Source organism: Acinetobacter sp. CIP 64.7 (genome assembly GCF_000369745.1).
Classification (GTDB): domain Bacteria; phylum Pseudomonadota; class Gammaproteobacteria; order Pseudomonadales; family Moraxellaceae; genus Acinetobacter; species Acinetobacter fasciculus.
Window position 1 is genome coordinate 1,136,866 of record NZ_KB850179.1, and the last position, 25,419, is coordinate 1,162,284.

The 25,419-nt window shown below is 43.9% G+C and carries 20 protein-coding genes and 2 pseudogenes; 11 read left to right on the forward strand and 11 right to left on the reverse strand.

Features of this window, described 5'->3' with window-relative positions:
- Nucleotides 1–12: 12 nt before the first annotated feature.
- Nucleotides 13–939 (reverse strand): DUF808 domain-containing protein, encoded by a 927-nt coding sequence (locus tag F890_RS12065; RefSeq protein WP_004646278.1) that lies wholly within the window; start codon nt 937–939, stop codon nt 13–15.
- Nucleotides 940–1,128: 189 nt separating this feature from the next.
- On the opposite strand from F890_RS12065, the gene trpS reads away from it, so the two are divergent.
- Nucleotides 1,129–2,142, forward strand: coding sequence for a tryptophan--tRNA ligase (gene trpS / locus F890_RS12070; RefSeq protein WP_005267075.1), 1,014 nt, complete (start codon nt 1,129–1,131; stop codon nt 2,140–2,142).
- Between the two features lie 341 nt (nt 2,143–2,483).
- On the opposite strand, the pseudogene F890_RS12075 reads toward trpS, so the two are convergent.
- Nucleotides 2,484–3,915: pseudogene (locus tag F890_RS12075) on the reverse strand (capsule assembly Wzi family protein).
- Nucleotides 3,916–4,084: 169 nt separating this feature from the next.
- Nucleotides 4,085–5,614: a lysine--tRNA ligase gene (gene lysS / locus F890_RS12080; RefSeq protein WP_005267090.1), complete on the reverse strand. Its 1,530-nt coding sequence runs from the start codon at nt 5,612–5,614 to the stop codon at nt 4,085–4,087.
- 387 nt (nt 5,615–6,001) lie between these two features.
- Here lysS and F890_RS12085 point away from each other — a divergent pair, with 387 nt between their 5' ends.
- Nucleotides 6,002–6,496 carry a YqiA/YcfP family alpha/beta fold hydrolase gene (locus F890_RS12085; RefSeq protein WP_004279417.1) on the forward strand — a complete coding sequence of 165 codons (495 nt, stop codon included), beginning with the start codon at nt 6,002–6,004 and terminating at the stop codon, nt 6,494–6,496.
- A 44-nt stretch (nt 6,497–6,540) separates the two neighbouring features.
- Here F890_RS12085 and F890_RS12090 read toward each other — a convergent pair whose 3' ends face one another.
- On the reverse strand, nt 6,541–7,083 hold the full coding sequence (locus tag F890_RS12090; RefSeq protein ID WP_005267091.1) for an adenine phosphoribosyltransferase: 543 nt from the start codon (nt 7,081–7,083) through the stop codon (nt 6,541–6,543).
- Between the two features lie 487 nt (nt 7,084–7,570).
- On the opposite strand from F890_RS12090, the gene rubA reads away from it, so the two are divergent.
- The 5 genes from rubA (at nt 7,571) to F890_RS12115 (ending at nt 11,699) form a co-directional block, all read left to right on the forward strand.
- Nucleotides 7,571–7,735, forward strand: a complete 165-nt coding sequence (gene rubA, locus F890_RS12095) for a rubredoxin RubA (protein WP_004279415.1) — start codon at nt 7,571–7,573, stop codon at nt 7,733–7,735.
- A 91-nt stretch (nt 7,736–7,826) separates the two neighbouring features.
- Nucleotides 7,827–9,005 (forward strand): rubredoxin reductase RubB, encoded by a 1,179-nt coding sequence (gene rubB / locus F890_RS12100; RefSeq protein WP_017397804.1) that lies wholly within the window; start codon nt 7,827–7,829, stop codon nt 9,003–9,005.
- A 57-nt stretch (nt 9,006–9,062) separates the two neighbouring features.
- Entirely contained in the window at nt 9,063–10,001 is a 939-nt protein-coding gene (estB, locus tag F890_RS12105) for an esterase EstB (protein ID WP_004646272.1), read from the forward strand.
- A gap of 13 nt (nt 10,002–10,014) precedes the next feature.
- Nucleotides 10,015–10,923, forward strand: a complete 909-nt coding sequence (oxyR, locus tag F890_RS12110; RefSeq protein WP_004279412.1) for a LysR family transcriptional regulator OxyR — start codon at nt 10,015–10,017, stop codon at nt 10,921–10,923.
- Nucleotides 10,924–11,105: 182 nt separating this feature from the next.
- The gene (locus F890_RS12115; RefSeq protein ID WP_017397805.1) at nt 11,106–11,699 is read left to right on the forward strand and encodes a response regulator transcription factor; all 594 of its coding nucleotides are present in this window, start codon (nt 11,106–11,108) and stop codon (nt 11,697–11,699) included.
- 57 nt (nt 11,700–11,756) lie between these two features.
- Here the strand turns inward: F890_RS12115 and ppk1 are convergent, their stop codons facing one another.
- On the reverse strand, nt 11,757–13,838 hold the full coding sequence (gene ppk1, locus F890_RS12120; protein WP_005246972.1) for a polyphosphate kinase 1: 2,082 nt from the start codon (nt 13,836–13,838) through the stop codon (nt 11,757–11,759).
- Between the two features lie 111 nt (nt 13,839–13,949).
- Complete coding sequence (gene mtgA, locus F890_RS12125; protein ID WP_004279409.1) at nt 13,950–14,624, reverse strand: monofunctional biosynthetic peptidoglycan transglycosylase; 675 nt, start codon at nt 14,622–14,624, stop codon at nt 13,950–13,952.
- Nucleotides 14,625–14,701: 77 nt separating this feature from the next.
- Here mtgA and F890_RS12130 point away from each other — a divergent pair, with 77 nt between their 5' ends.
- The gene (locus F890_RS12130) at nt 14,702–15,520 is read left to right on the forward strand and encodes a rhomboid family intramembrane serine protease (RefSeq protein WP_005262372.1); all 819 of its coding nucleotides are present in this window, start codon (nt 14,702–14,704) and stop codon (nt 15,518–15,520) included.
- Nucleotides 15,521–15,554: 34 nt separating this feature from the next.
- Here F890_RS12130 and F890_RS12135 read toward each other — a convergent pair whose 3' ends face one another.
- Together F890_RS12135 and F890_RS12140 are read right to left on the reverse strand one after the other, a co-directional pair.
- The gene (locus F890_RS12135) at nt 15,555–18,047 is read right to left on the reverse strand and encodes an ABC transporter permease (protein ID WP_005267094.1); all 2,493 of its coding nucleotides are present in this window, start codon (nt 18,045–18,047) and stop codon (nt 15,555–15,557) included.
- A gap of 1 nt (nt 18,048) precedes the next feature.
- Nucleotides 18,049–18,774, reverse strand: a complete 726-nt coding sequence (locus tag F890_RS12140) for an ABC transporter ATP-binding protein (RefSeq protein ID WP_004646266.1) — start codon at nt 18,772–18,774, stop codon at nt 18,049–18,051.
- A gap of 11 nt (nt 18,775–18,785) precedes the next feature.
- Here F890_RS12140 and F890_RS12145 point away from each other — a divergent pair, with 11 nt between their 5' ends.
- Nucleotides 18,786–19,415, forward strand: coding sequence for an arylesterase (locus F890_RS12145; protein ID WP_005104662.1), 630 nt, complete (start codon nt 18,786–18,788; stop codon nt 19,413–19,415).
- 43 nt (nt 19,416–19,458) lie between these two features.
- On the opposite strand, the gene F890_RS12150 is transcribed toward F890_RS12145, so the two are convergent.
- On the reverse strand, nt 19,459–20,073 hold the full coding sequence (locus F890_RS12150; RefSeq protein ID WP_004646264.1) for a carbonic anhydrase: 615 nt from the start codon (nt 20,071–20,073) through the stop codon (nt 19,459–19,461).
- A gap of 315 nt (nt 20,074–20,388) precedes the next feature.
- On the opposite strand from F890_RS12150, the gene F890_RS12155 reads away from it, so the two are divergent.
- Both F890_RS12155 and F890_RS12160 read left to right on the forward strand, forming a co-directional pair.
- Complete coding sequence (locus tag F890_RS12155) at nt 20,389–21,426, forward strand: alpha/beta fold hydrolase (RefSeq protein WP_005267095.1); 1,038 nt, start codon at nt 20,389–20,391, stop codon at nt 21,424–21,426.
- Between the two features lie 14 nt (nt 21,427–21,440).
- Nucleotides 21,441–22,442, forward strand: coding sequence for a hypothetical protein (locus F890_RS12160; protein ID WP_005267096.1), 1,002 nt, complete (start codon nt 21,441–21,443; stop codon nt 22,440–22,442).
- Between the two features lie 42 nt (nt 22,443–22,484).
- Here the strand turns inward: F890_RS12160 and F890_RS12165 are convergent.
- Together F890_RS12165 and nfuA are read right to left on the reverse strand one after the other, a co-directional pair.
- Nucleotides 22,485–24,583, reverse strand: a pseudogene (locus F890_RS12165) (TonB-dependent receptor domain-containing protein).
- 193 nt (nt 24,584–24,776) lie between these two features.
- The gene (gene nfuA / locus F890_RS12170; protein ID WP_004279400.1) at nt 24,777–25,415 is read right to left on the reverse strand and encodes a Fe-S biogenesis protein NfuA; all 639 of its coding nucleotides are present in this window, start codon (nt 25,413–25,415) and stop codon (nt 24,777–24,779) included.
- Nucleotides 25,416–25,419: the final 4 nt, after the last annotated feature.

The window sequence follows — 25,419 nt, forward strand, 5'->3', positions numbered from 1 at the left end:
TATTTCCACACCTTAAGCTTTTGATGATTTAGGCCAGATTTTCTTAATCAGGCTGATGACCAGCATGACCAGCAGACCCGCTAAAATTCCTACAGCGAAATTAATCAAGGTCGGCGTAACAGCACCCACAATGTTGCCAATGCTGGGAATATCCTGCACATAAGCAACACTGTCTTCAGTAAAGTGATGAATAAAAGGAATTGCATGGTTAATAATTCCACCGCCCACCAGAAACATCGCAGCGGTCCCAACAATGGAGAGAATTTTCATTAAGATCGGGGCAAATGCCAACAAGCCACGTCCTATTTTTTGTTTAAAATCGGACTGCTGTTCAGTCAGATGCAGACCGATATCATCCAGTTTGACAATCAGCGCAACAAAACCATAAACACCAATGGTCATCACCACCGCGATCAGGCTTAAAACAGTCACTTTGGTCAGCATCGAGGCTGCGGCGACCGTTCCCAAAGTAATCACGATAATTTCAGCAGACAGGATAAAGTCAGTGCGAATAGCACCTTTGACTTTTTCATTTTCAAACTGGTGCAAATCCATTTCTGTATGAATCAATTGCTCACGCGCCTGTTCCGCGTCCTTGGCCTTCGGTGTATGCAAGGTATGAATAATTTTTTCCACGCCTTCATAACATAGGAACAAACCACCCAGCACCAACAAGGGATTAATCAGCCAGCCTGCAATAAAGCTGATTAATAATGCCAGCGGCACCAAAATCAGTTTATTAACAAAAGAACCTTTGGCAACTTTCCAGACCACCGGTAATTCACGATCAGCCCGCACACCTGTCACTTGCTGCGCATTTAAAGCCAGATCATCACCAAGGACGCCTGCTGTTTTTTTTGCTGCCATTTTGCTCATGACAGCGACATCATCCAGAACAGTAGCAATATCATCTAATAATAGTAATAAACTGCTCGCCATACTTATTATCCTTATCTTCTTTCCAGATAGTTTAATCAAAATTCTTAAAAATATTGTATTCACTTGTTTAATTTATAAGATTTTTTTACGACAGCTTTTTTTCTGGCTGACAATCAAAAACAGAATGCCGTACAATGTTGCCATTCGTTAAAATACAGCTGTAGTACTGACTACCCTTTGGAATAGATAATGAGTAATCAAGATAATCGTCCAGTGATCTTGACGGGCGACCGTCCTACCGGACAACTCCACCTCGGCCACTTTGTGGGTTCATTACGCTCTCGTGTAGGTCTGCAAGATTCTCACCATCAACACTTGTTACTCGCCGATGCTCAAGCCCTAACTGATAATGCGGACAATTTTGAAAAAGTACGTCGTAACATTATTGAAGTGGCGACGGATTATCTGGCTGTCGGTATTGATCCAACTAAAACCACAATTTGTGTTCAGTCATGCTTACCTGCCTTAAATGAACTGACCATGCTATATCTCAACTTTGTGACTGTTTCACGTCTTGAGCGTAACCCGACCATTAAATCTGAAATCCAGATGCGTGGTTTTGAGCGTGATATTCCAGCCGGCTTCTTGTGCTACCCGGTGGCTCAAGCTGCTGACATTACAGCATTTAAGGCAACGGTTGTTCCTGTGGGTGAAGATCAAATTCCAATGATCGAACAGACCAACGAAATCGTGCGTCGTTTAAACCGTCAAATTGGTCATGACCTGCTACCAGAATGTAAGGCACTTCTTTCCAATGTTGGTCGCCTACCTGGTTTTGATGGTAAAGCAAAAATGTCGAAATCTTTGAGCAATACCATTGTGCTGGATGCGACAGATAAAGATATTAAGAAAGCCGTCAATGCAATGTATACCGATCCGAATCATCTGCGTATTGAAGATCCAGGTCAGGTCGAAGGCAATGTGGTATTTACTTATCTAGATGCCTTTGACCCAAATAAAGAAGAGCTGGAAGAGCTCAAAGCCCATTATCGTCGTGGTGGTTTAGGCGATGGTACAGTGAAAAAACGTCTGGAAAGTATTTTAAAAGAATTGATCGGCCCAATTCGTGAGCGTCGTATTGAACTGGCTAAAGATCCCGATTACATCATGGATATCCTGAAAACCGGTACGGATAAATGTCGCGATATTACCCAGGCGACACTGGATGAAGTTAAATCTGGCCTCGGTGTATTCCATTTTTAATTAGAAAAAATTGCTCTTAAAAGCTCTTCTGATGAAGAGCTTTTTTGTTTAAGCTAAAATTGCGCAAAAATGATGCAAATATCCCCACATAATCTTCATAGTTTTAACCTTATTTAACATGTATTAACATGAATACTGATGAGTCATATGAGAATGCATCCTATTATGATTGTATTCAGTAAGGAATCAGATTTAACTCTCTCCACAGTTAATGAAGTAGTTTGAAAGACATTCCTTTTTCTACGCAATGACAACCCCAATCATTGCGTTTTTTTTGTTTATAGTTTTTCAAAATACTAAAAAAATCCTGCGTTTAAGCAGGATTTAATCATGGCTAAGAATTAATAACTGAACAAGCCTTTTTCTAATGGTATTTCGATACCTAAAGAAACTCCGCTATCTCGACCATTTACCTTTGAATCACCGACCCATGCATTAATTTTAAGCGGCATTTCTGGACGGATATAATGTGACCAGGTCAAATCCAGTGCTTTAATCTCATCATTAAAAGCAAAAGCAGCATTATTAACGGCGGCTCGTTCCGATTGATTCACATCAGCAAAAAGTATACGACCCGATAAGCGGTTCATAAAATCAATACGAATGTCTCCACCCACGGAAATCATCTGCGCATCACCACCTAAAGCATGTGCTAAAGGATAACCATGCTGATAAAATCCATCGGTATAATTCGTATGGTTATAGGAAATACCTTGAACCTTGCCATTAGTACGGGTATCTGCCCATTCTGTGTAGAGCTGATATGGCATATTTTTTACAGTGGAAGAATAGTCAATTCCAGCCAAATACATTTTTTTTTGCAGGTAAGCCCCCAGCCTCATCCTCTCCTACATATTGAGCATATAGACCTACCGGAATTTGGGTAAGAGAAAATAAATTTAACCGCGCATCGAAGCCGGCAATCTGGTTAGATGGGTCTGGTTCACCTGTACCCCCATTATCTTTACTACCCATAAAAGCATCCCACAGCGAACTTAAACTTTCAGGTCGTCCTTCCCCACCCCACTGAATCGCACGCGAGGCACCAAGCTCTAAATAAGGTAAAGGCTGTGCTGTAACACGCAAACCAATCAATTTGGCGTCTGGAACTGCGCTATAGTCATCGAGTTGACCCGCAAAAGCCTGATACTGCCACGGGCCAATCCAAGATAACCATTTATTTTCAAATGCTGTCTGTTCTGCACGTTGAACTGTAAAGCCATAGACTGGACGGCTGGCATCACCACGAATTAAGCTGCCATCATGGCCTGGCCCCCAATAAGTTGGAATCTGCCCAGCAATCAACCATTGATTCCAAAGTTTCCCCGCCAGATAAGAACTTTCAAGATTTACATCTTGATCATTATCAATTTGTGGATCTTTTTCAGCATTCACCCTGATTTTGGCATCCCAGTTTGTACTGCCAGCATTAAACTCTAAAGCTGCGTGATATTGTGCTTTTTGCTGATCCCCGAAAGCCTGTGGAATATTTTTTTGATCGGTTTCTGCAAATACACCCAATTTTAGCTGTTGATTATCTGCCTTTATTTTAGCCAGAACCGAATCGATCACACGCTGCTGTACAATATTGCTGATCTGCGCATTTGATAAAGCTCGTTGAGTTTCATCCCCACTCAGTGGCCAGGTTGAGGTACTGATTTGAATGACTCCTTGCTGGTTTAACCAGTTCAGGTCAGTACGCAAATTTGCATCATTTAGAACCAGACCTTGAGCAAAAGCAGGAAGCGCAAGCGTAGTCAGTAATACACTCAATAATGTTTTTTTAGCAACATGGGATGAATATTCTCAAGTTTATTTTCTGCTTCACCTTAATCGCTCCTATGTTAATTTTCAACAATTAAACTGTTGTTTTTTACTCAAACTTTTAGATGTATCGACAAAAAATAACCCACACAATGGTGGGTTATTTTTAATTCAGAATTTAAGCATTTTTATGACGCATATGCGGGAACAAGATCACATCGCGGATACTTGCTGCATTGGCAAAGATCATCACCAGACGGTCAATACCAATACCCTCACCTGCTGTTGGAGGAAGACCGTATTCCAGTGCTTCTACAAAGTCTGCATCGTAATGCATAGCTTCATCATCACCAGCATCTTTTTCAGCAACCTGTGCCTGGAAACGCTCAGCCTGATCGATTGGATCATTTAACTCCGAGAAGCCATTGGCCAACTCACGGCCACCGATGAAGAATTCAAAACGGTCGGTAATGTGGGGATTGTGATCATTACGGCGTGCCAATGGAGAAGTTTCCGCTGGATATTCAGTAATGAACGTCGGCTGACGCAATTTGGTTTCTACGGTTTCTTCAAATACCATGGTTTGCAGTTTGCCCAAACCAAAACCCGGCTTCACCTGCTCTTTCAATTCTTCCTGAAGGAATTTTGCCAAGAACTCACGGTCATTGACATTTTCAGGAGTAAATTGCGGGTTATTTTCCAGAATCGCATCGAACATTGAAATTTTCTTGAATGGCCCTTTGAAGCTATACACTTCATCGCCATAAGGCACGTCAGTGGTACCCAAGATATCAATCGCCAGACGCTCCAGCATTTGCTCGGTCAATTCCATCAAGTCTTTGTAATCTGCATACGCCTGATAGAATTCAATCATGGTGAATTCAGGATTATGACGGGTAGAAATACCTTCGTTACGAAAGTTACGGTTAATTTCAAACACACGTTCAAAACCACCAACCACCAAACGTTTCAAGTAAAGCTCTGGCGCAATACGCAGGAACAATGACATGTCTAGTGCATTATGATGTGTTTCAAAAGGACGTGCTGATGCACCACCTGGAATCACATGCATCATTGGCGTTTCAACTTCCATATAGCGCTTTTCAGTCAGGAAGGCACGGATACCCGCCACAACTTTGGCACGAATTTCAAAAGTTTTACGTGTTTCTTCATTAACGATCAGGTCAAGATAACGTTTACGATACTTCACTTCAGTATCGTTCAGACCATGGAACTTGTCTGGAAGTGGACGCAATGATTTGGTCAGTAATTCAAAATGTTCGATATGTACATACAAATCGCCTTTACCCGAACGACCGATATAACCTTCGACTGCAATGATATCGCCAAGGTCCAGACCTTTAATGGTAGCCAGTACATCTTCAGCGAGTTCTTTACGCGCAACATAAAGCTGGATACGACCTGTCATGTCCTGGATCACGATAAATGAACCACGGTTCAACATTACACGACCGGCAACTTTGACGTAGACCTTTTCGCCTGCTTCAATTTCTTCTTTAGATTTATCAGCGAACTGGTCTTGTAAATCCTGGGCATAATGCTCACGCTTAAAGGTATTCGGCCATGGGCTCTTACCTGTTTCTTGTGCCTGAGCTTCGATTTGCTTTAACTTGGCATGACGCTGTGCAATTAAATCGTTTTCGGAAATGATTTGTTCAGAAGTCGATTGAGCGTTAGTTTGCGTCATCTCTGCCTCGAATAAGATTAGTTAAAAAATAGAAGTTGCATAGAATAGCAGAAATCCTTCTCAAATCGTAGCGCAAACACTCTCAGGAACCGGCTTTTCTTTGGAAAATCCACTATCCTGCTATTTACACCATTCGGTTGAGCCCTTCTGTCACTCTTTTAAATTCCCTTTCTTCAACCTTTTGCAGCACCCCGCTGCTCTCAGTTGGGATTAAAGTTTAAATCAGACAGGGGTTATACAAAATCATTGCACTGCAAAATTGTGGCTTAGACCAATAGCTAACTGCCTTGTACACCCAGACGTTCTACAATGACGCTCAGATTGAAGATGATGTGCCAATCAACAAATAACCAATATGGCATGTCCCATAAAAATGAGTAATGAACTATGTCTAAGATTTTGTTTTTACATGGCTTAGATTCCTCCAGAGAATCCACCAAGTTCCATGCCATTGATGTGGTACATAAATACTGTATCGATGTCGATTATCGAAATCTGAGTTATAGTTCGGTCACCGAGTTTTATCATGAGATGATTGAAACCATCAAACCGGATATTCTGGTCGGCCACAGTCTTGGCGGTTATTGGGCACTGAAAATGTCACAAGCGTATCAAATTCCATGTGTAGTGGCCAATCCCATTTTGCAGCCTAACTTCCGCGATGATTATCCGCCGATTGGGCATCACGATTTACAGCATGATATTCCTCAGTTTGCCTATCTGGAGCTGGGCGATGAAATTCTGGATATGCATGCGGTTCAGACACAACTTGAAGACTATATGCAAATTCAGGCAGTTGATGGCGGCCATCATCGTCTGGAACATCCTGAACAAATTAATACACTGATTCAGGAAATCGAAGATCATTTTATCAGGCAATAAAAAAGCCCCACAATTTCGGGGCTTTTTTTACAAAAAATTATGACTTAAGCAACTGCCGCTTCAGGCTGAGATTTGTCATCCAATACTGACCAGATATCCAGGCCTAATTCAGCATGCAGGTCAGGAAGATCAAGGAAGATACTTGCACCAAGTACTTCATGTTGACATTTTTGAGCCAGTTCATTCACTGCTTTTAAGGTTCCGCCACTTGCCAGAACATCATCCACAATAATTACTTTCTGGGACTGAACTTCCGCAGACATTTCTAAACGATCCATACCATATTCCAGGCTATAACCCACACCGACCACTGGAGGTGGCAATTTACCTGCTTTACGCACCAACAATAAGCCTTTGCCTGTACGTTGTGCCAACAAGCTTGCCAACACAAAACCACGCGCTTCAACCGCAATAAAGCTTTCTACTTCTGCCAGTTTGTCAGCAGGAATGCTGGCAATCAAAGCGTCAGTCAATGGACCAATATTGCTCATGAAAAGTGGGGTCAAATCAAAGAAGCAAATTCCTGGTTTTGGAAAATCTTGGACCGTACGAATGTGAGACCACAAAGAAGTAGACAAATTGCTCATGGGAGATCTTAAAAAAAGAAAAGGAATATGGGAATTTTAAACCTATTTGAGTAGAGCGGACAAGCCAAGCTGCCTAATAAAAACCCGACGCTTAATTACAAGATATTGATTTTATTATATTAATTTATTTTAAAAATATTTAATCCGGACTTTACTGATTTTAAATTACCTAAAAACTCAAGTTTTTACTGCACGACTTTGGTCTATCCCACAAGATAAACACTCATTTTTGCCATCGTCAGCTTTTTATTCTTTAACCGCCTGCGCTAGAAAAGCTGATTGGCGTGATTTTCTGATAAATGAGGAATGTGTCGTCTATTCTGCTGCTAATTTCGCTGATTAAGCTTTTATTCACTTTACTTTCTGAATAGAACTGCGTAAAAATTTAGCCAAATATGTTCACTGTTAAAAAGTCATATTCTTTTAGAGTCTTGCCTTTTATGGATTTTAAGCTGACGCCTACAGTTGCTCAGTTTTGGAGAGTTACATGAGAAAGTTTCAATGCATCGTATGTGGATGGATTTATGACGAGGCAGAAGGTTGGCCTCAAGACGGGATCGTGGCAGGCACCAAATGGGAAGATATCCCCGATGACTGGACCTGTCCAGATTGCGGCGTGTCTAAAGTCGATTTCGAAATGATCGAAGTCTAATCACGTCCAGTTAAAGGCCATATCCATATGGTCTTTTTTTATGCCTTTCAATCATTTATACAGCATGGAGCTCTACCATATGGAAACAACTATGCATCCTATCGTCATTATTGGTTCAGGTATGGCGGGTTATGCCGTAGCACGTGAATTTCGTAAACTTAATCCAGAACATGAATTGCTGATGATCTGTGCGGATGATGCGGTCAATTATGCCAAACCGACGCTTTCCAATGCTCTGGCCGGCAATAAAGCACCTGAACAAATTCCACTAGGCGATGCAGCTAAAATGTCGGCACAGCTGAATATGCGCATTGAACAGCATACCTGGGTTAAGGCGATTCATCCGGAAGATCATCAACTGGTTTTGGAAAAAGATGGCCAGGAAAGCACGCAACATTATAGCAAACTGGTATTAGCCATCGGTGCCAATCCGGTACGTCTGGCGATTGCCGGTGATGCCAGCGATGATATTCATGTCGTCAACAATTTGAGTGACTATAAAGCTTTCCGTAACAATCTGGCAGCACGTGAAGACAAACGTGTAGTGATTTTAGGTGCAGGCCTGATTGGCTGTGAATTTGCCAATGACCTGCAAAATACCGATCATCAAGTCACAGTCATTGATTTAGCTCCTCAGCCGCTTGGCCGTTTATTGCCAGAACATGTTGCCACAGCATTCCAGAAAAACCTTGAAGAAACCGGCATTCACTTTGTCCTGGGCACAACAGTCGAAAAAGTCTCTCGTGCGGACAATGGTGATTATCTGGTCACGCTGGCCAACGGTCAGTCTTTGGTTGCTGATGTAGTGTTATCTGCGGTGGGTTTACAGCCGAATATTTCTTTGGCGAAACAGGCAGACGTACATACCAGTCGCGGAGTGTTAACCACGGCACAACTGGAAACCAACCAGGTCGATATTTATGCTGTGGGCGATTGTGCCGAGGTCAATGGAACTTTATTGCCTTATGTTATGCCGATCATGCAACAAGCCCGCGCTTTGGCAAAAACCTTAAATGGTGAACATACTGCCGTGCATTATCCGGCTATGCCAGTGGCAGTTAAAACGCCTGCTGCTCCTTTAACGGTATTGCCTGCTCCGGTTGATGTGGATGTCATCTGGGAAACTGAAGAATTTGATGATGGCATGCTGGCTAAAGCATTCGATGCTAACGGCACCTTACGCGGTTTCGTGCTTTTGGGCGCCACTGCAGCCAAACAGCGTCTGACCTTGACCAAGCAGGTTCCTGACTTGATTCCTGCTGCGGTTTAGAGGTTTAATAGCACGGATATTTTTTAAACGAAATATCCTTTAATTAGGACAGCGACTATGTACAGCGCAGCACAGTTTAATCTTTCCCCTTATACCTCGTTCATGCATGAAACCAAGGTTGATCTTGGCAATGGGATCCAGCTACATGTCGAGGTTGGTGGAAATCCGGAACATCCCACCATTTTGCTGATTATGGGGCTGGGTGGGCAAATGCTGTACTGGCCTGACTTTTTCTGCAAATCACTGATTGACAATGGTTATCACATCATCCGTTTTGATAATCGTGATATTGGCCTGTCTTCAAAAGTCCATCACAAAGGCCCACGCCTGAATACCCTGAAAATGATGAGCCGGTTTGTGCTGGGTCTGGGTAATCAGGGTGCACCTTATGATCTGTATGATATGGCCGAAGATGTCAGTCTGTTGATTGAAAAAATGCAGCTGGAACAGGTCTATGTGCTGGGTGCCTCAATGGGCGGTATGATTGCCCAGATTCTGGCAGCGCGTTATCCGGACAAAGTCAAAAAACTGGGCTTACTGTTTACCAGTAATAACCAGCCGATGTTGCCACCGCCCTTCCCTAAGCAACTCTTTAGTTTGATTGACAAACCGGCTTCAACAGATGAAGATGGCATTGTTGATCATAGTTTGAAACTGTTTAAGATCATCGGCTCGCCAGGTTATGTCAATCATCTGGAAGCGGTACAGACCGCCCGTAAATTATATAAGCGAAGTTACTATCCTGCTGGTGTACTTCAACAGTTTTTAGCAATATTATGTACAGGCTCATTGCTGCAACTGGACAAGCAAATCAAACAAGAAACCCTGGTGGTCCATGGTTCTCGAGATCGATTGCTGCCTCCTAGCCATGGCAAGGCCGTTGCGAAAGCAATTTCAGGGGCTAAATTTGAATTAATTGATGGAATGGGGCATGATATCCCACCGCATTTTATTCCTTATCTTAGCGAATTATTTGCTGATCATTTTAAATCATAAACATTAGGACACTATGGCTGCATTACCATCCCTAAGACAGCTGTCATACCTCGTAACACTGTCAGAGACGCTACACTTTACAGAAGCTGCTCGCCGCTCCTTTGTCACCCAGTCAACCTTGTCTGGCGGCATCATGGAGCTGGAGCGTTTACTCGGTGGCGTACTTGTTGAACGCGACCGCCAGAATGTTCGTTTAACGCCTCTTGGTGAACAAGTGGTTGCACGCGCACGTGTTCTACTGGCCGATGCTCAGGACCTAATGCGTTTAAGTCGTGAGATGAGTGAACCTTTAACCGGTGATCTACATCTCGGCGTCATTCCAACAATTGCACCTTTCCTATTGTCCCAGCTGCTGGATGAAGTGCATAAGCAATTACCAAAAATCCAGTTGCATCTGCATGAAGCGCAAAGTGAAAAGATTGTAGAAAAGCTGGAACATGGCAACCTGGATATGGTGGCTTTGGCATTGCCTTTCGACACCCGTGGTCTGAAAGTTGCTGAAATTGCCAAAGAGAATCTGTATCTGGTTTACCAAAAATCTGATCAGCATGCTGCACAAGCAAACTCTTTAGAAGATCTGGATCTGTCTCGCCTGATGTTACTTGAAGAAGGTCATTGCCTGCGTGATCATGCCTTGAGTGCCTGCCCGATTGGTGAGCGTAAAAATGATCACCGTTTAAAAGCCAGCTCACTGCCGACTTTAATCGAAATGGTGTCTGCAAATCTGGGCTTTACCCTGCTGCCTGAAATTGCGATCCATACCAATATGATTAAAGGCAATCCTGAGATTCAGGTAAAAGCGATCGATTCAGCCCCAAGTCGTACCCTGGCATTGGTAACCCGTAAAAGCACACCGCTGCAAAGCGAGTTTGATGTGCTATTACAGATTTTCCAGAAAATCACTCAGCACGATGCAGCCTGATCTATAGATAATAAAAAGGAGCACATGTTGCTCCTTTTTTATATCTTGAATTGAATGCATCCAGTCCGCCTAGAAACTTAGAATCTCTACATTTCAGCTAAATCACTATTCTTTGGGATAGGCATTTGCATCTGCCTGATTCACAGTATAGCTCTCTATCGCATCTACAGGATCGCGTTTTATTGGCTAGCCTTTTGCCTGCACCGGTTTTAGTGATTCGTTCACCGACTGGACTCGACCTGTCAAAAATCCAGACCGTGCTACAGCAACTCGGCTATCAGCCAGATATGCTGCTGTATGCGGACAATATGCTGTCCGCACAATCCATGATTACTGAACATCTGCCCAACCTGATTCTTTATCATGCAGCAACAACTTCAGAGATCAGTGTGATCCGTCCGCTGAAACAGCAAAGCTCAGATACACCTGTTATTGCCATATTCAATACTCATTCCACAGCACTGATCTATTCTGCTTTATTGTCCGGAGCAGATAGCTATATGCAGCATCAGAATTCATTTTCCGAGTTTGCTGAAAGTCTGAAAACTGTCTTGCGCGGTGGAGCTTACGTCAATACTGAATTGGCAGACTATATCCTGCACCAGCCCATTGCCAAAACCTGTCTCAACTTCGCTGAATTGCAGTTATTAAAAGTATTGAGTCAACATCAATCGCAAACCGAACGACAAGATCAGCTCCAGATGAAGAACTATCAGATATATAGCCGGGTCAAATACATCTATCGAAAACTGTTCAGACTCAGCTTGAACAGTTAAATTCTATGTTCGAAATAAAAAAGAGGCTGAATATTCAGCCTCTTTAAATACTTAAACTTATTTAAACAGCTCTAACAGAATACGTTGTGCATTATGCGGTTTTTCACCTTCTTTGGGCTGTGCCCGCAGCCAAGTACCATCACCTTGCAATAACCAGGATTGCTGATTGTCTTTCAAGTAATTCAACAGACCTTGTTGATAGATGCGTTTTTTCAAGGCTTCATCTTCGACCGGGAAACAGGCCTCGACCCGATTAAACAGGTTACGATCCATCCAGTCTGCACTTGAACAATAAATACGTGAATTTCCATTATTGCTGAAATAATACACGCGGGTATGTTCCAGGAAACGTCCGACAATTGAACGCACCCGGATATTTTCCGACAGACCCGGCAAACCCGGACGCAAACTGCAAATCGACCGAATAATCAGGTCAATCTGTACTCCGGCCTGAGAGGCTTCATAGAGTTTGTTAATCAATTGCATTTCGGTCAGCGCATTGACTTTGACAATAATCTGCGCCGGCTTCCCTGCCTGAGCATAGGCAATTTCATTATCGATATAGTTCAGTAACTGGGCATGTAAGGTAAACGGCGCATGCAGCAACTTTTTCAGCTTGGCCATTTTCCCCATACCGGTCAGTTCCTGGAAAATACGATGCACATCTTCACACAGATCTTTATCCGTCGTTAACAGACCATAATCGGTATAGATTCGCGCATTGCCGGCATGATAATTACCGGTGCCCAGATGCACATAGCGCACCAGTTTGTTATTTTCCCGGCGCACCACCAGAATCATCTTGGCGTGAGTCTTGTAGCCGACAATACCGTAGACCACGACTGCTCCCGCTTCTTGCAGGACATTGGCCACCGCAATATTGGATTCCTCATCGAAACGCGCACGCAATTCAATCACTGCGGTCACTTCCTTGCCATTGCGGGCAGCCTCTGCCAGCACCTGGACAATTTCAGAATCTGGTCCACTACGGTACAAGGTCTGCTTGATCGCCAGTACTTGTGGATCGCGTGCCGCTTCACGTAATAATGAAATGACCGGCGCAAAAGATTCAAAGGGATGATGCAGCAGAATATCCTGCTTCTGCATTGCACTAAAAATATTTTCAGATTTTTTCAGCACTTTAGGAATGATGGGAGTATGCGAGTCATAACGTAAATGTGGACGTTTAAAATTAGATAGCAAACGTGCCAGATTGACCGGGCCAGCAACTTTATAAAGCTGCTCGTCGTCCAGATCAAATTCATTCAGCAGATATTCATAAATATGCTGCGGACAATTTTCTGTCACTTCCAGACGCACGGCGCGGCCAAAACGGCGTGAACTGAGTTCGCCTTTGAGTGCCTTGGCCAGATCTTCAACATCTTCATTCAAGGCCAAATCGGCATTTCGGGTAACACGGAACTGATAACAGCCAGTCGCTGTCATCCCCGGGAACAGGTCAGAAACATGCTCATGAATAATCGCCGACAGCATCACATGATGTTCTTTTCCATCGGTCAGTTCATCCGGTAAACGCACCACGCGTGGCAGAGAACGCGGTGCAGGTACCACAGCCAGATCAATCTGACGGCCAAAGGCATCTTTCCCTTCCAGCGTGACAATAAAGTTCAGTGATTTATTCACCAGTCGCGGGAATGGATGTGCAGGGTCCAGACTGATCGGAGTGAGAACCGGCGCAACCTGCTCCTGAAAGTATTTTTTAATCCAGGCAGATTGTGCCGGAGTCAGCTCACCACGGCGCAAGAAGCAAATATCTTCCTCACGCAGTTTTGGCAAAATTTCTTCATTTAAAATACGGTACTGGCGTTCAATGGCGGCATGTGCCGTTTTAGAAATCTGTTCTAAAACCTGCTTTGGAGTCAAGCCATCCGGGCTCCGGCTTTCATTGTCCAGATCCAGCTGTTCCATCATCCCGGCGACCCGGATTTCAAAAAACTCATCCAGATTACGCGAGAAAATCAACAGGAAATTCATGCGTTCGAGCAATGGATGTAAAGGATCGACAGCCTGTTCCAGGACACGTAAATGGAAGTCTAGGATAGACAGTTCACGATTAATATAACGATCATTATATGTATATTCGGGCTGTGCTGAAGTTGTGCTGGCTGCCGTATTCATATCAAACCTATGCGGATTTAAAATTGTGCTTATCCCTCCAAGTATGCTTCAAATTGATGACAATTTCATAAAAAAAGCCCAAATAATTGGGCTTTCTCTTCAAATCATCAATTAAGGTAATTCTGCATAACGCATATAGCGCTGAATCATCCGCTTACGAGCATTTAATGCAGAGGAATTGCGATGATCTTGGAAATATTTCGGATTGGTCAAAATGGCAGCCAGAAAGATGGCTTGATCGCGGGTCAGGCTTTGTGCGGTTTTACCGAAATAATGTTTGGCCGCTGCTTCAACGCCGTAAATATTGTCCCCGAACTCGATCGAGTTTAAATAGACTTCCAGAATCCGTTCTTTCGACCACATGCGCTCCATCATCCAGGTCGCGACTGCTTCCTGACCTTTACGCACAAAGGAACGCTTGTTGACGAGGAACAGGTTTTTCGCCAATTGCTGGGAGATTGTCGAACCACCGGCCACTACACGGCCCTGATTTCTGTTTTTATTCAGCGCAGTTTGAATTCCGTCCCAGTCAAAACCATGGTGATGAATAAATTTTCCATCTTCCGCAGTGACGATGGCACGTTTCAGATTCAGGCTGATTTCGTCATAGGGACGCCACTGATGCTGAATCGCTTTGGAAGGTTCTGTCCAGTAATCAATCCGCATCATCATGGTGGTGTTCACCGGATTGGTTCGCCACCAGGCCAGACTGGCAAAGATCCACAATTGAACCAGCAGAATCACACTGACGATGACGAGCATCGTGCGGATCAGAAAGGCTTTCATGTCAGTGCGTTACTCCTGAAAATTTAATTTTTCGTGTTAAGCTTATTCGAAATATACAATCACAGCAAAAAAATAGCATGTCTGAATACTCTCCCCCTGTCGAACATCGCAAACTTGAAATGCATCTCTGGTGGATCACCGCCATTTTAATCGGGATCAATGTTGGATTATTTGGCTGGCAAGCCATGCATGGCATGGATGTTAGCCAGCCGAGTACCCGAGACGCTATTCTCTGGGGTGCCGATTATGCACCTTTAACCTATTTAGCGGAACCCATGCGCTTGTTTAGCAGCATGTTTTTTCATTTTGGCCTGATTCACCTGATGTTGAATATGTGGGCCTTGTATATTTTTGGTAGTGTTGCCGAACAGCTGTTTGGCCGGATGTATTTTATTGGCCTGTATGTGTGTGCCGGATTAATGGGCAGCCTGCTCAGTGGCTATATGAATATTCAAGACAGCTATAGCCTGATCGAAGGCGGTGTGGCCAATCCTGATTTATTGCCTGCGGTCAGTGCCGGCGCATCTGGTGCCGTGATGGGACTCGGTGCTTCACTCACGGTGCTGGCTTTATTGCCAATGCTGCCACAGCAACGTTTTATTCTGGATAAAAAAACCCTGGTGATGGTGATGGGTCTAAACCTCGCGCTGGGCTTTATGATCAGTGGAATCAACAATGCCGCACATATTGGCGGCATGCTGATGGGGGCTTTTCTCACCTTGCTCTGGTACATCGGGCAAAAAATGCAGCGTAGCCACCTGTTCAATCTGATTGCCTTGATTGTCGGGTTCGGCCTTTGTGTGCTGCTTTATCAACATAACTTGGCCTTACTCGAACCCATTCGCCCACTGTGGCAAGAGATTCTGGAAATGATGCAACAGCAACTAAAACTTTAACTCTCAGCCAGTTTAAAAATCACGGAGATGAATCTTATTGATTCATCTCACGCAAACTTTGTAAGGGTGGAATCTCTGACAGATAACTCAGGCGATAACGGCCAATCAGCGCACATAAAGAGGTCATAAAGATCGGCAGGATAATCCAGATTTCCCAATGCGGCTGAATCATTAAATCCATTTTATAACTGGCAATCGCACTGATCACTTCGGCAAACAGGCAGGAAACTATTCCGGCAAACAGCCCAATAAAACCAATTTCCAGACTCATCATGGTTTTCAGTTTCTGCTTGGAACTACCGAATGATCGTAGCAAAGCCACTTCACGTTTGCGTTCATCCATCAACAGGTTCAAACAGGCCATCAGCACCAGAAAACCGGAAATGCTGACCAGTACCGCCAGAATCGTCACGATTTGTACCAATACATTCACAATGCGTTTGATCTCTTCCAGAATCAGGCTGACATCAATAAAGACCGTGTTGGAAAATTGCTGGATCACAGACACCAGTTTGCCCTTATCTGCTTCCGGGACATAAAAACTTCCCAAATAACTGCCGGCATTGGCATCCATGGTATTGGGTGCAAAGATAAAGAAGAAGTTGGGACTAAAACTTTCCCATTCGACTGTTCTTAGATTAACGACTTTAGCTTCCAGTATCCCTTCCGGCAGACTGAAACTGAGTTTATCTCCGATCTTGATCCCTAGCTCTTCGGCAGTATTGGCTTCGACCGATACGGTGCCGACTTGTTTTAATACCGCGTCACCACTGACAATCACATTATCTTGTGGATAGCTATTTGACTGGGTCAGATTCAGTTCACGTCTTAAGGTATTGCTGCTTTTCACCAGTTCCTCGGCAAAAGGCTGATCATTTTTGGCGACCAGACGCCCACGGACATTTGGATACAGTGGCGTGCTTTTCCAGCCATTCTGCTCAAGTTGAGCTTTCAGGTCTGGCATATCAAAAGGCGGTAAACCATAAACAAACTGGTTCGGCGTACCTTCCGGTAACTGTTGCTGCCAGCGATCCAGCAGATCAGTACGCAAGACTGCCAATACTGTAATCAGGCTCAAGCCCAAGGCTAAAGCCGTAATCTGCAAAGCAGTCTGAGAAGGTGTGCGTACATAGGCTGACAGATTCAACTTCATATTCCGCAGCAGTTTCAACATCCCCCATACCGTCAGATACAGCACTGCACATAACACAATAATCGCGCCAATCACCCAGGCGGTCAGCAGCAAGTTTTCAGTCAAAATCACACTAAAAATAATCAGGCTGAGCGTTCCAGTCAGCAGCATCCACAGCATGGATTGCACTGATTTTTCCTGCTGGCGGATCACCCGAATTGGCGGGGTATTCAGCAATTGCAACAAGCTTGGCATGACAAAGCCGAGTAACACCACGGCACTGGTCAGCATCGCGACTGGCAATGGTCCGAGCAACATTGCCAGGGCTGAAAATTCAATCTGCAAATTTGGAATCAGCTGCAACATCAATTGCAACAGTCCATAACCCAGACTGATCCCGACCACGGTACCAATTAGCATCGCAATTAACAGCACCATCCCGAGTAAAGCCAGATAAGCCGACAGAATCTGCTGCTTGGTGGCACCGATACAACGCATCAAGGCAATATGATCCTGATTCTGCTGCACATAACGCTGTGCGGTTAAGGCTATGGCAATCCCGCATAATAGAATGGTCAGAATATTGGCCAGTTGCAGGAAAGTGTCCAGATTGGCGATTGGCTTCATCAAGCGGGTATTGCCTTCACTGGCATTGCGTAACCTGAGACTGCTTTGCTCCTCAAACTCCTGCCCTTGCACTTCCGCTGGCGTTTCAGCCGAGCCGTTTGCTGACTTGACCTGCTGCTTGAATAAGGCTTCATATTGTTGGGTATCGTCTGGACGGCCAGCCATGAGTAAGCGATATTCAATCCGGCTCCCTACCTGAATCGCATTGGTTCGTGCGACATCTGCCTGGGAAATAATTACGGTCGGCGAAAATCCGGAAAATCCAAGTTCCTGATTGGAGTGCTGTTCAATCTTGGCGGTGACTTTAAACGCCGCATCGGCAATATTGAGCTGATCCCCCAGTTTGACTTTGAGCAAATCCATGGCTTGTGGACTGAGCCAGATTTCACCAGACTGAATCGATTTTTTTGCCGGTTGCACCCGCAGTTCACCACGCAAAGGAAAAGGCTGATCTATGGCTTTGACATTGACCATGACAAACTGCGCATCGGTATAGGCCATACTGCTAAAGAAAGTGACTTCTGACTGCTTTAAATCCAGCTGCTTGGCCTGATCACGCCACTGCTTTGGCAAAGGCTCATTATCTGAAAGCACCAGATCACCAGCCAGCATTTCTGCTGCCTGTAAGGCGACTGCATTTTGGATTTGCTCGTTACTAAACTTGAGTGCAGTAGTCGCACTGATCGCCAGCGTTAAGGCAATAATCAGTAGATAAATCCCGGTGGTTTTAAAGCTTTGCGTCAGTAAAGGACGAAATAATGGATTCATTTCATCCTCCATTCGGATGTTCAATCAGCTCGCCATTCAGCAGTTCAAAATGCCGCTGACACTGCTGCGCCAATTTGCGGTCATGCGTGACCAGCACCAAAGTTGTTCCCAGTTCCCGATTCAGTTGAAATAGCAGTTGTTCAATTTCTCTGGCTGTTTCACCATCGAGATTGCCCGTAGGTTCATCGGCAAAAATGATTTTTGGTTCACTGACCAGTGCGCGTGCAATCGCCACACGTTGCTGTTCTCCCCCGGACAATACTTTTGGGGTTTGCTGCGCCTGTCGATCCAGACCGACCTTATGTAGTAATGCCAACGCCTTTTGCTCAGCTTCTGCATATTTAAAGCCGGGCTGCAGGCGCAGTGGCAGCATTACATTTTCAAGTGCAGTCAGGTGCGGTAAGAGCTGAAAAGACTGAAAGACAAATCCGATATTTCTTAAACGTACTAGCGCACGTTGTTCTTCATTCAAGTTAGACACTGATTCGCCACAGACCAGAAGCTGACCTGAACTTGCCTGATCCAGTGTCGCCAGAATACCCAGTAATGTGGATTTTCCGGAACCGGAACGACCGGTAATAGCCACTTGTTCTCCGGCCTGAATATCCAGATCAAGATCCTCAAAAATGGTGAGTTGTTTTTGTGAAAGTTGTATCTTTTGTGTCAATTTCTGGGCAGAAATAATAGCCTGTGGCATGATGGTCGAATCGTTGCTGCTTTGAATCATACGTGTCCTATATGAAAGATCTTAATCAGAAAACTCGGCTATTGCCTTACTTTTTTTTGCTCAGTCTGTGCCTGTTACCTCTTGGGGTTTCAGCAAAGACGATTATGATTTTAGGTGATAGTTTAAGTGCAGGTTATGGTATCCAGCCCCAGCAGGGTTGGGTACATTTATTACAAAAGCGTTTAGAGCAACAGTATCCGAAACAGCATAAAGTGGTCAATGCAAGTGTCAGCGGTGAAACCACCAGCGGAGCACTGGCCAGACTGCCAAAATTGCTGCAGACGCATCGTCCAGACCTTGTGGTGATTGAGTTAGGTGGCAATGATGGCTTACGTGGACAACCACCACAAATGATTCAAAAAAATTTAGCCAGCCTGATTCAGCAGAGCCAGAAAGCCAAGGCCAAGGTCATTGTATTTGGCATAAAGATGCCGCCTAATTACGGGCAGGCCTATAGCAAGGCGTTTGAAAATAATTATAAAGTGGTCAGTCAGCAATATAAGGTGAAATTATTGCCTTTCTTTATGCAAGGTGTCGCCGGTAATAAAACCCTGATGCAAAAGGATCTGATTCATCCAAATGCCAAAGCACAGACGATTCTGTTAAATAATGCTTATCCATACATTAAAGGCGCTTTATAAAGCGCCTTTAACTTATTTTAGAATATATTTAGATGAATCGTGATTAGAAATCGAAGAATGTCACTTCACCAGTTTCCAGTGAATATTCAGCACCCACGACTTTTAGTTTTCCTTGTCCAATCAGGTTTTCCAGAACGGCTGAACCGTGACGCAACTGATTCACCGAAGCAAATACGTTGGAACGTACTGCATGCTTGGACAATTTTGCCAAGTCATTTTTCAGTTCAGTTTGCATTAAAGTTTCAACTGAAGGACGTACGCGGTTCACAATCGACATCAGGTTTGCCGATGGGGGGCAATCTGGACACATCAAGGTATCAATAGTCGCTTTAATCGCACCACAGTGACTGTGACCTAACACCACCACAATCGCGCAATCATAACGTGCCGCGGCAAATTCAACACTGCCGACCTGTGAGGGTGCAACAATATTACCTGCAACACGAATCACAAAAAGATCGCCGAGACCCTGATCAAAAACCATTTCGGCTGGAACGCGCGAATCTGAACATCCCAAGACAATCGCAAACGGATTCTGATCCTCTGCCATTTCTGCGCGCTGTTGGTGGCTAAGTTGTTTTGGATGCGTGGTATCGCCACTGACAAAACGTTGGTTACCCTGTCTAAGACGTTCTAAAGCTTCTTGAGCTGTGAGCATTCTTTTCTATCACCGATGGTTTTAGTTGCAATATCTTACTGCCAGTTTTTTTGAATGTCACTTGCAAAAAATCTTAGCTGATTAAATTTTTAGCATTTATCTAATTTCATTTCTGCAGGTAATTTATGCGCAATACATCACATTTTCCAGTCATTTAATGTAATTCAGCAAAAAACTAATGGGTGACAAGCGCAAAGATTGATTTAAAATAGAATGAAGAATAATGTTTTTATTTGAATGAAAATTGCAAATTTATAACATGGAAGTATTTTGATTGAGCAATTTGCTTACTGGGTTTGTTTTGGGGAATGGCCAATGAAGAAAATAATAAAATTGCGCTCGAAAATGATCTGTTCAGGCTTGGTTGCCTTAAGCTTGGCATTACCGGGCCTGACACAGGCTCAAATACTGTTTAGCCAGAAAAATGAAACATCTGCCAAAGTCTTGCAGCAGCATCTGTTAGAAGAACGCAGCCTTGCTGGACTCAAATCCAAAACCCTCAAAATTGGCGAGGTCACCTGGAGCTATAGCGAAGGCGGTGCCAAGAACAAACCATCCATTCTACTGATTCATGGTCTGGCAGGCACGCGCGACAACTGGAACCGGGTCGCCCAGTTTCTGACGCCCTATTATCATGTCATTATTCCGGATCTGCCAAGCAACGGCGACACCAAAGTTCCGGACAATTTTGATGTTTCTGTGCCCAATGTGACCTCTCAGCTGCGTCTATTTGTTGAAACCTTAAATGTGGACGAGAATTTACATATTGCTGGACATTCCTTAGGCGGCTCGATTGCCACAGTCTATGCCTCGCAATACCCTTTCGATACGCAAAGCCTGTTTCTGATCAATAGTGCGGGCCTGTATAAAATGGGGAATACGCCCTATACCAAAGATCCTCAAGCCTTAAAAGATCTGATCGTCAGCAAGCCCGGTGATCTGCAGGATGTTTCCAAACAGCTGATGCAGAACCCGCCAGTGATCCCTTATCAGCTGCGACATGCACAGGAAAAACTGCTGATTTCACGCGCTGAACAAACCAATAAATCGATTGATCAGGTGGTGATGCTAAACCGGATTTATACACCGGAAACCTTTGCCCGCCTGACCCGCACGGTAGAAGCACCCACCTTGATTTTATGGGGCAAACAGGATCGGATCATTAATGTCGAAGTAGTCAAAGAACTGCATGCCCTGCTGAAACGTGCAGAAAAACCGGTGATTCTGAATAATGTCGGGCATATGCCGCTTCTGGAAGCAGAAAAACAGGTTGCACAACATTATTTGCCTTTTCTGGCCAAGACACAGACCCTAAAAAACCCGCTTGCTGATAAACTCATTCCTTTAAATTAAGTTTCAGAGAGGCTATGCAGAAACACCCGATGATTGAGCAGTTGATCGATGCTCAACTTGATTTTCTCGATCAGGCATTTTCTCAATCTGAAACGATTCAAAGCGAGTTTCATGCATTTTATTTGTGGCTACGTAAACAGACGCTGAAAGAGCTGTGGAGTTGTGAACTGATCAACCAGCTTTTACAAAAACAGATTCTGGGTACTGCCGCCAGCAGCTTTCTGATTGAACAGATTGCCGAGCATATCCGTTTTGCCCTGGTGCATCCGGCCAATGATTCCACCACGATTGCCGATCTGATTCCAGTACTGACCATAGACAAGATCGCCCAGTATGTGGCCAGCAAAAGTGGCCATCGGCAGCGTCTGATTAAAACCATAGTGAATAATCCGGCATTTTCCGCCATGATTACCCAATTGATCCAGCATTCCATTCAGGATTATCTGGATAACTCCATGATTGCCAAAAGCGTACCCGGGGTTTCCCGCTTTATGAAAATGGGCAAATCGGTACTGGAAAATGTCACCGATACCAACCTCGATAGCACCATTGCGCGTTATCTGCAAAAAAACATTCTAAAGCTCAGCCAGATGAGTGAGCATGTGCTGAACCAGCATTTTGACGACGAGAAACTCTATCATTTTCAGGCCAATCTCTGGCATAAAATCAAAGACATGCCAGTATCGGTCTTGAAGAATTATATTGAGCTGCAGGACCTGAATCAGACGGTCGGCTTAGGTCATGATATCTGGGATCATATACGTCAGACAGACTATCTGCAGCAGCAAGTGCATGACGGAATTCATACCTGGTATGTCCGCAATCAGGAACATACCTTTGATCAGTTATTACGTGATTTGAATATTGATGAAGCGCTAATTCAGAATGAATTGCAGCAACTGCTCAGTCCGGTAATCCAGCAGATGGTTTCTCAAGGCCATTTACGTGAGCGTGCACGCAAATATCTGGAACAATTTTATTATCATGAAGATACTTTGAAAATTCTTAAGATTTAAATAAAAAAGCCGCTATAAAGCGGCTTTTTTTGCCTGCTTAGATTAGAAATTATAGGTTAATCCGGCAAATACTTGCTGACGATCCAGATAATAATCATTTGAAGCATTTGACAGTTTTTTATCAAATAAATTATTTAACCCGGCCCGAACAGTGACTTGGTCATTCACCTCATAATTTGCAGACAGATTAAATACGGTATGTGGCTTTTGCATCACCACTGTATCTTCAGCACTTGCCGTATATTGCTCACCGGTATATTGCGCTGCAAGTTCCAAGGAAAGTGGATCAGTTGGCGTCCAGTTGAGTGCACTATAAACTGACAACTCTGGAATCGTTGAGAGATTTTTGCCTGTCACTAAATTTTTTGACTCAAAATAATAGGTTGCATTGGTTTTCCAGCTCAAACTATCTAAAAGTGGTAGTGCTACACTTGCTTCCAAGCCTCGTACACGTGCTTTTTCAGCATTTTGATATTGTGTCCACCACACACCATTAATTTCGCCTAAAGCACGATATTCGATTTTATTTTTAAAATCTGTGTGGAAGTAGGTTAAACCGAGATCAAAGTCATTTTGAGCAAAATTAAATCCAATTTCATAGTTAGTACTTTCTTCAGGCTGCAAGTCTGCATTACCAGCCATATAACATCCGCCCGACACATAACCCAAAGGCTTAAGTGATGTACATCCATTCCCCCCTGAACGAGTTGCGGCACCTGCAGTATTCTCTTTTAATGAAGGTGCTCTAAAGCCCTGAGCAACACCACCTTTGACGGTCAATACTTCATTTGGTTGCAGCACCAGATAAGCACGGGGACTATTATGTGTGCCAAATTTATCGTGATGATCAAAACGGTTCCCCAGTGTTAAATGCACTTGATCATTAAAAATAATTTTATCTTCAATAAACAGCGCCCAAGTATCTCCTTCTAGCTCTGAACCATATTCATTTCCGTCATAACTTGGAATAGAAAGCCCAATATTACGTGTATTGATCAACTCTTCTGATTTCCATTGGCCTCCCACTGTAGCGATATGCTCAACACCTAACTGAAACGGAATATTGAGATTACCCTCTACAATGCTTTCCTTGGATTTTTGTGTGGTCGGCCCTGTCTCTGTCACCTGACTTTGATCATAATCATTATAGTAAGCAGTAATTTTTGAATCACCAAAAGCCCACTTGGCATCATGTGACAAAGAAATTGAACGATGTTCTAACTCTGACGGGCCCCAAGATAATACGGCCTGTTCTTGGCCATCTACCACCTGTGATGTGGTAGACGGGTTGTCTTGCTGCAACCCATAGCCCAGTTCTAAAGACAGGCTATGAATATCATTCGGCGTATAATCAAACTTTAAATTCGCATTTTGATCACGGCTACCCGATTGGCCTGTTGCCTTACTTCCCGCCATTCCAGGAATATTACGATCAGAAATTTGATAGCCTTGATCCGCTTCCTGTTCAGTGATCCCGACTGTAGCACGCATACCGAGTGTATCGGTTAAAGGGCCATATCCGACTAGTCCTGATTGGACCGTTCGGCCCAAATCAGAAGATGTAGTCGGCACGGTATGGTTTAAGGTAAAAGACCCTCCCCATTCTGAAGGGATTTTTTTGGTAATGATATTGATCACTCCACCCATCGCATCAGAGCCATATAAAGAAGACATTGGCCCACGTACGACTTCAATGCGCTCAATCATTTCTGGTCTAACCCAGTTTAGATCTTGATGACCCAAGTTTGCACGATAGTTGGTATCTCTGGACGAACCTACACGTTTTCCATCAATTAAGATAAGTGTGTAATTTTCAGGCATGCCACGCAATTGAATTTTTGAGCCAGCACCATTTGAACTAAGCCCCCCAGTTACCCCAGGTACACGTTTTAAAATATCAGCCAGACTTGAAACGGGTTGTTTTTGAATTTCTTCGGCAGTAATGACACTAATTGAAGCTGGCGCAGATTTAACATATACTGCCTGCCCACTCGCAGTCACCACAATCGTTTGTAACTTGGTCTTATCAGACTGTACTACTTCCTTTTTTCTTCAGTAACTGGGTCCTGCGCTTGCACTAAAACAGTCATGGCTGTGAGTACAGCAAATGCCAAAGTTGTTTTTAAGAATGGCTTATTCATACCTTATGCGCCCCAATATTTATGAAGAGATCATGTTTATTCGGTTGCGAAGTGTAACAGTTTCTCAATTTAATGCAATTAATATTGATAATTATTATCATTAACATTCACTAGTTTTTAAGCCAGATATAAAAAAACCTCGAAATTTCGAGGTTTTTTAAAATGCGATAAATAAACTGTTATATAGAACAGCTTATTTCATATACGCACCTTCAGACTGACTATGATCCGTTTCATCAACGACATGCATTAACTCTGGTACATGTTGTTTTAATGTGGTTTCAACACCTTGTTTCAAAGTGATATCAATCGCTGAACAACCCTGGCAACCACCACCAAATTTAAGTACAGCGGTTAAACCTTTTTCAGGGTCTTCTTTGACTTCGACCAGTGCACAGTTACCACCATGGCCTGCCAGACCCGGGTTAATTTCAGACTGCAAGACATAGGTAATACGCTCTTCTACCGATGCATCTGGCCCCACGCGTGGCACTTTAGAGTTCGGCGCACGGAAGGTCAACTGACCACCAAAACGGTCTTTGTTGTAGTCAATCACGGCATCGAGTAAATACGGAATAGATGGCGAGTCGATAAAAGCAGGGAAATCAGGATATTCCTGCTTATAATCTGTCGGTACAACTTCATCAGGTGCACTATAGGCCATGCAACATTCAGCGCGAGGAGTACCTGGATGCTCTACAAAAACACGCACACCAATACCCGGGGTGTTCTGTTTATCCAGTAGATCCTTTAAATACTCTTGTGCTGTTGGTGTAATCAATAAGTTGGGAATTTCACCAACAACTGGAGTGCTGCTGTTCTCAGTCGACATAACA

Bases quoted from the DNA above. Each gene is read 5' to 3' on its own strand.
- trpS (WP_005267075.1), top strand. From the start codon at position 1,129: ATGAGTAATCAAGATAATCGTCCAGTGATCTTGACGGGCGACCGTCCT.
- rubA (WP_004279415.1), top strand. From the start codon at position 7,571: ATGAGAAAGTTTCAATGCATCGTATGTGGATGGATTTATGACGAGGCA.
- estB (WP_004646272.1), top strand. From the start codon at position 9,063: ATGTACAGCGCAGCACAGTTTAATCTTTCCCCTTATACCTCGTTCATG.
- F890_RS12065 (WP_004646278.1), bottom strand. From the start codon at position 939: ATGGCGAGCAGTTTATTACTATTATTAGATGATATTGCTACTGTTCTG.
- F890_RS12160 (WP_005267096.1), top strand. From the start codon at position 21,441: ATGCAGAAACACCCGATGATTGAGCAGTTGATCGATGCTCAACTTGAT.
- lysS (WP_005267090.1), bottom strand. From the start codon at position 5,614: ATGACGCAAACTAACGCTCAATCGACTTCTGAACAAATCATTTCCGAA.
- rubB (WP_017397804.1), top strand. From the start codon at position 7,827: ATGCATCCTATCGTCATTATTGGTTCAGGTATGGCGGGTTATGCCGTA.
- ppk1 (WP_005246972.1), bottom strand. From the start codon at position 13,838: ATGAATACGGCAGCCAGCACAACTTCAGCACAGCCCGAATATACATAT.
- F890_RS12090 (WP_005267091.1), bottom strand. From the start codon at position 7,083: ATGAGCAATTTGTCTACTTCTTTGTGGTCTCACATTCGTACGGTCCAA.
- F890_RS12085 (WP_004279417.1), top strand. From the start codon at position 6,002: ATGTCTAAGATTTTGTTTTTACATGGCTTAGATTCCTCCAGAGAATCC.
- F890_RS12150 (WP_004646264.1), bottom strand. From the start codon at position 20,073: ATGCTCACAGCTCAAGAAGCTTTAGAACGTCTTAGACAGGGTAACCAA.
- oxyR (WP_004279412.1), top strand. From the start codon at position 10,015: ATGGCTGCATTACCATCCCTAAGACAGCTGTCATACCTCGTAACACTG.
- nfuA (WP_004279400.1), bottom strand. From the start codon at position 25,415: ATGTCGACTGAGAACAGCAGCACTCCAGTTGTTGGTGAAATTCCCAAC.
- F890_RS12145 (WP_005104662.1), top strand. From the start codon at position 18,786: ATGAAAGATCTTAATCAGAAAACTCGGCTATTGCCTTACTTTTTTTTG.
- F890_RS12140 (WP_004646266.1), bottom strand. From the start codon at position 18,774: ATGATTCAAAGCAGCAACGATTCGACCATCATGCCACAGGCTATTATT.
- F890_RS12135 (WP_005267094.1), bottom strand. From the start codon at position 18,047: ATGAATCCATTATTTCGTCCTTTACTGACGCAAAGCTTTAAAACCACC.
- F890_RS12130 (WP_005262372.1), top strand. From the start codon at position 14,702: ATGTCTGAATACTCTCCCCCTGTCGAACATCGCAAACTTGAAATGCAT.
- mtgA (WP_004279409.1), bottom strand. From the start codon at position 14,624: ATGAAAGCCTTTCTGATCCGCACGATGCTCGTCATCGTCAGTGTGATT.
- F890_RS12155 (WP_005267095.1), top strand. From the start codon at position 20,389: ATGAAGAAAATAATAAAATTGCGCTCGAAAATGATCTGTTCAGGCTTG.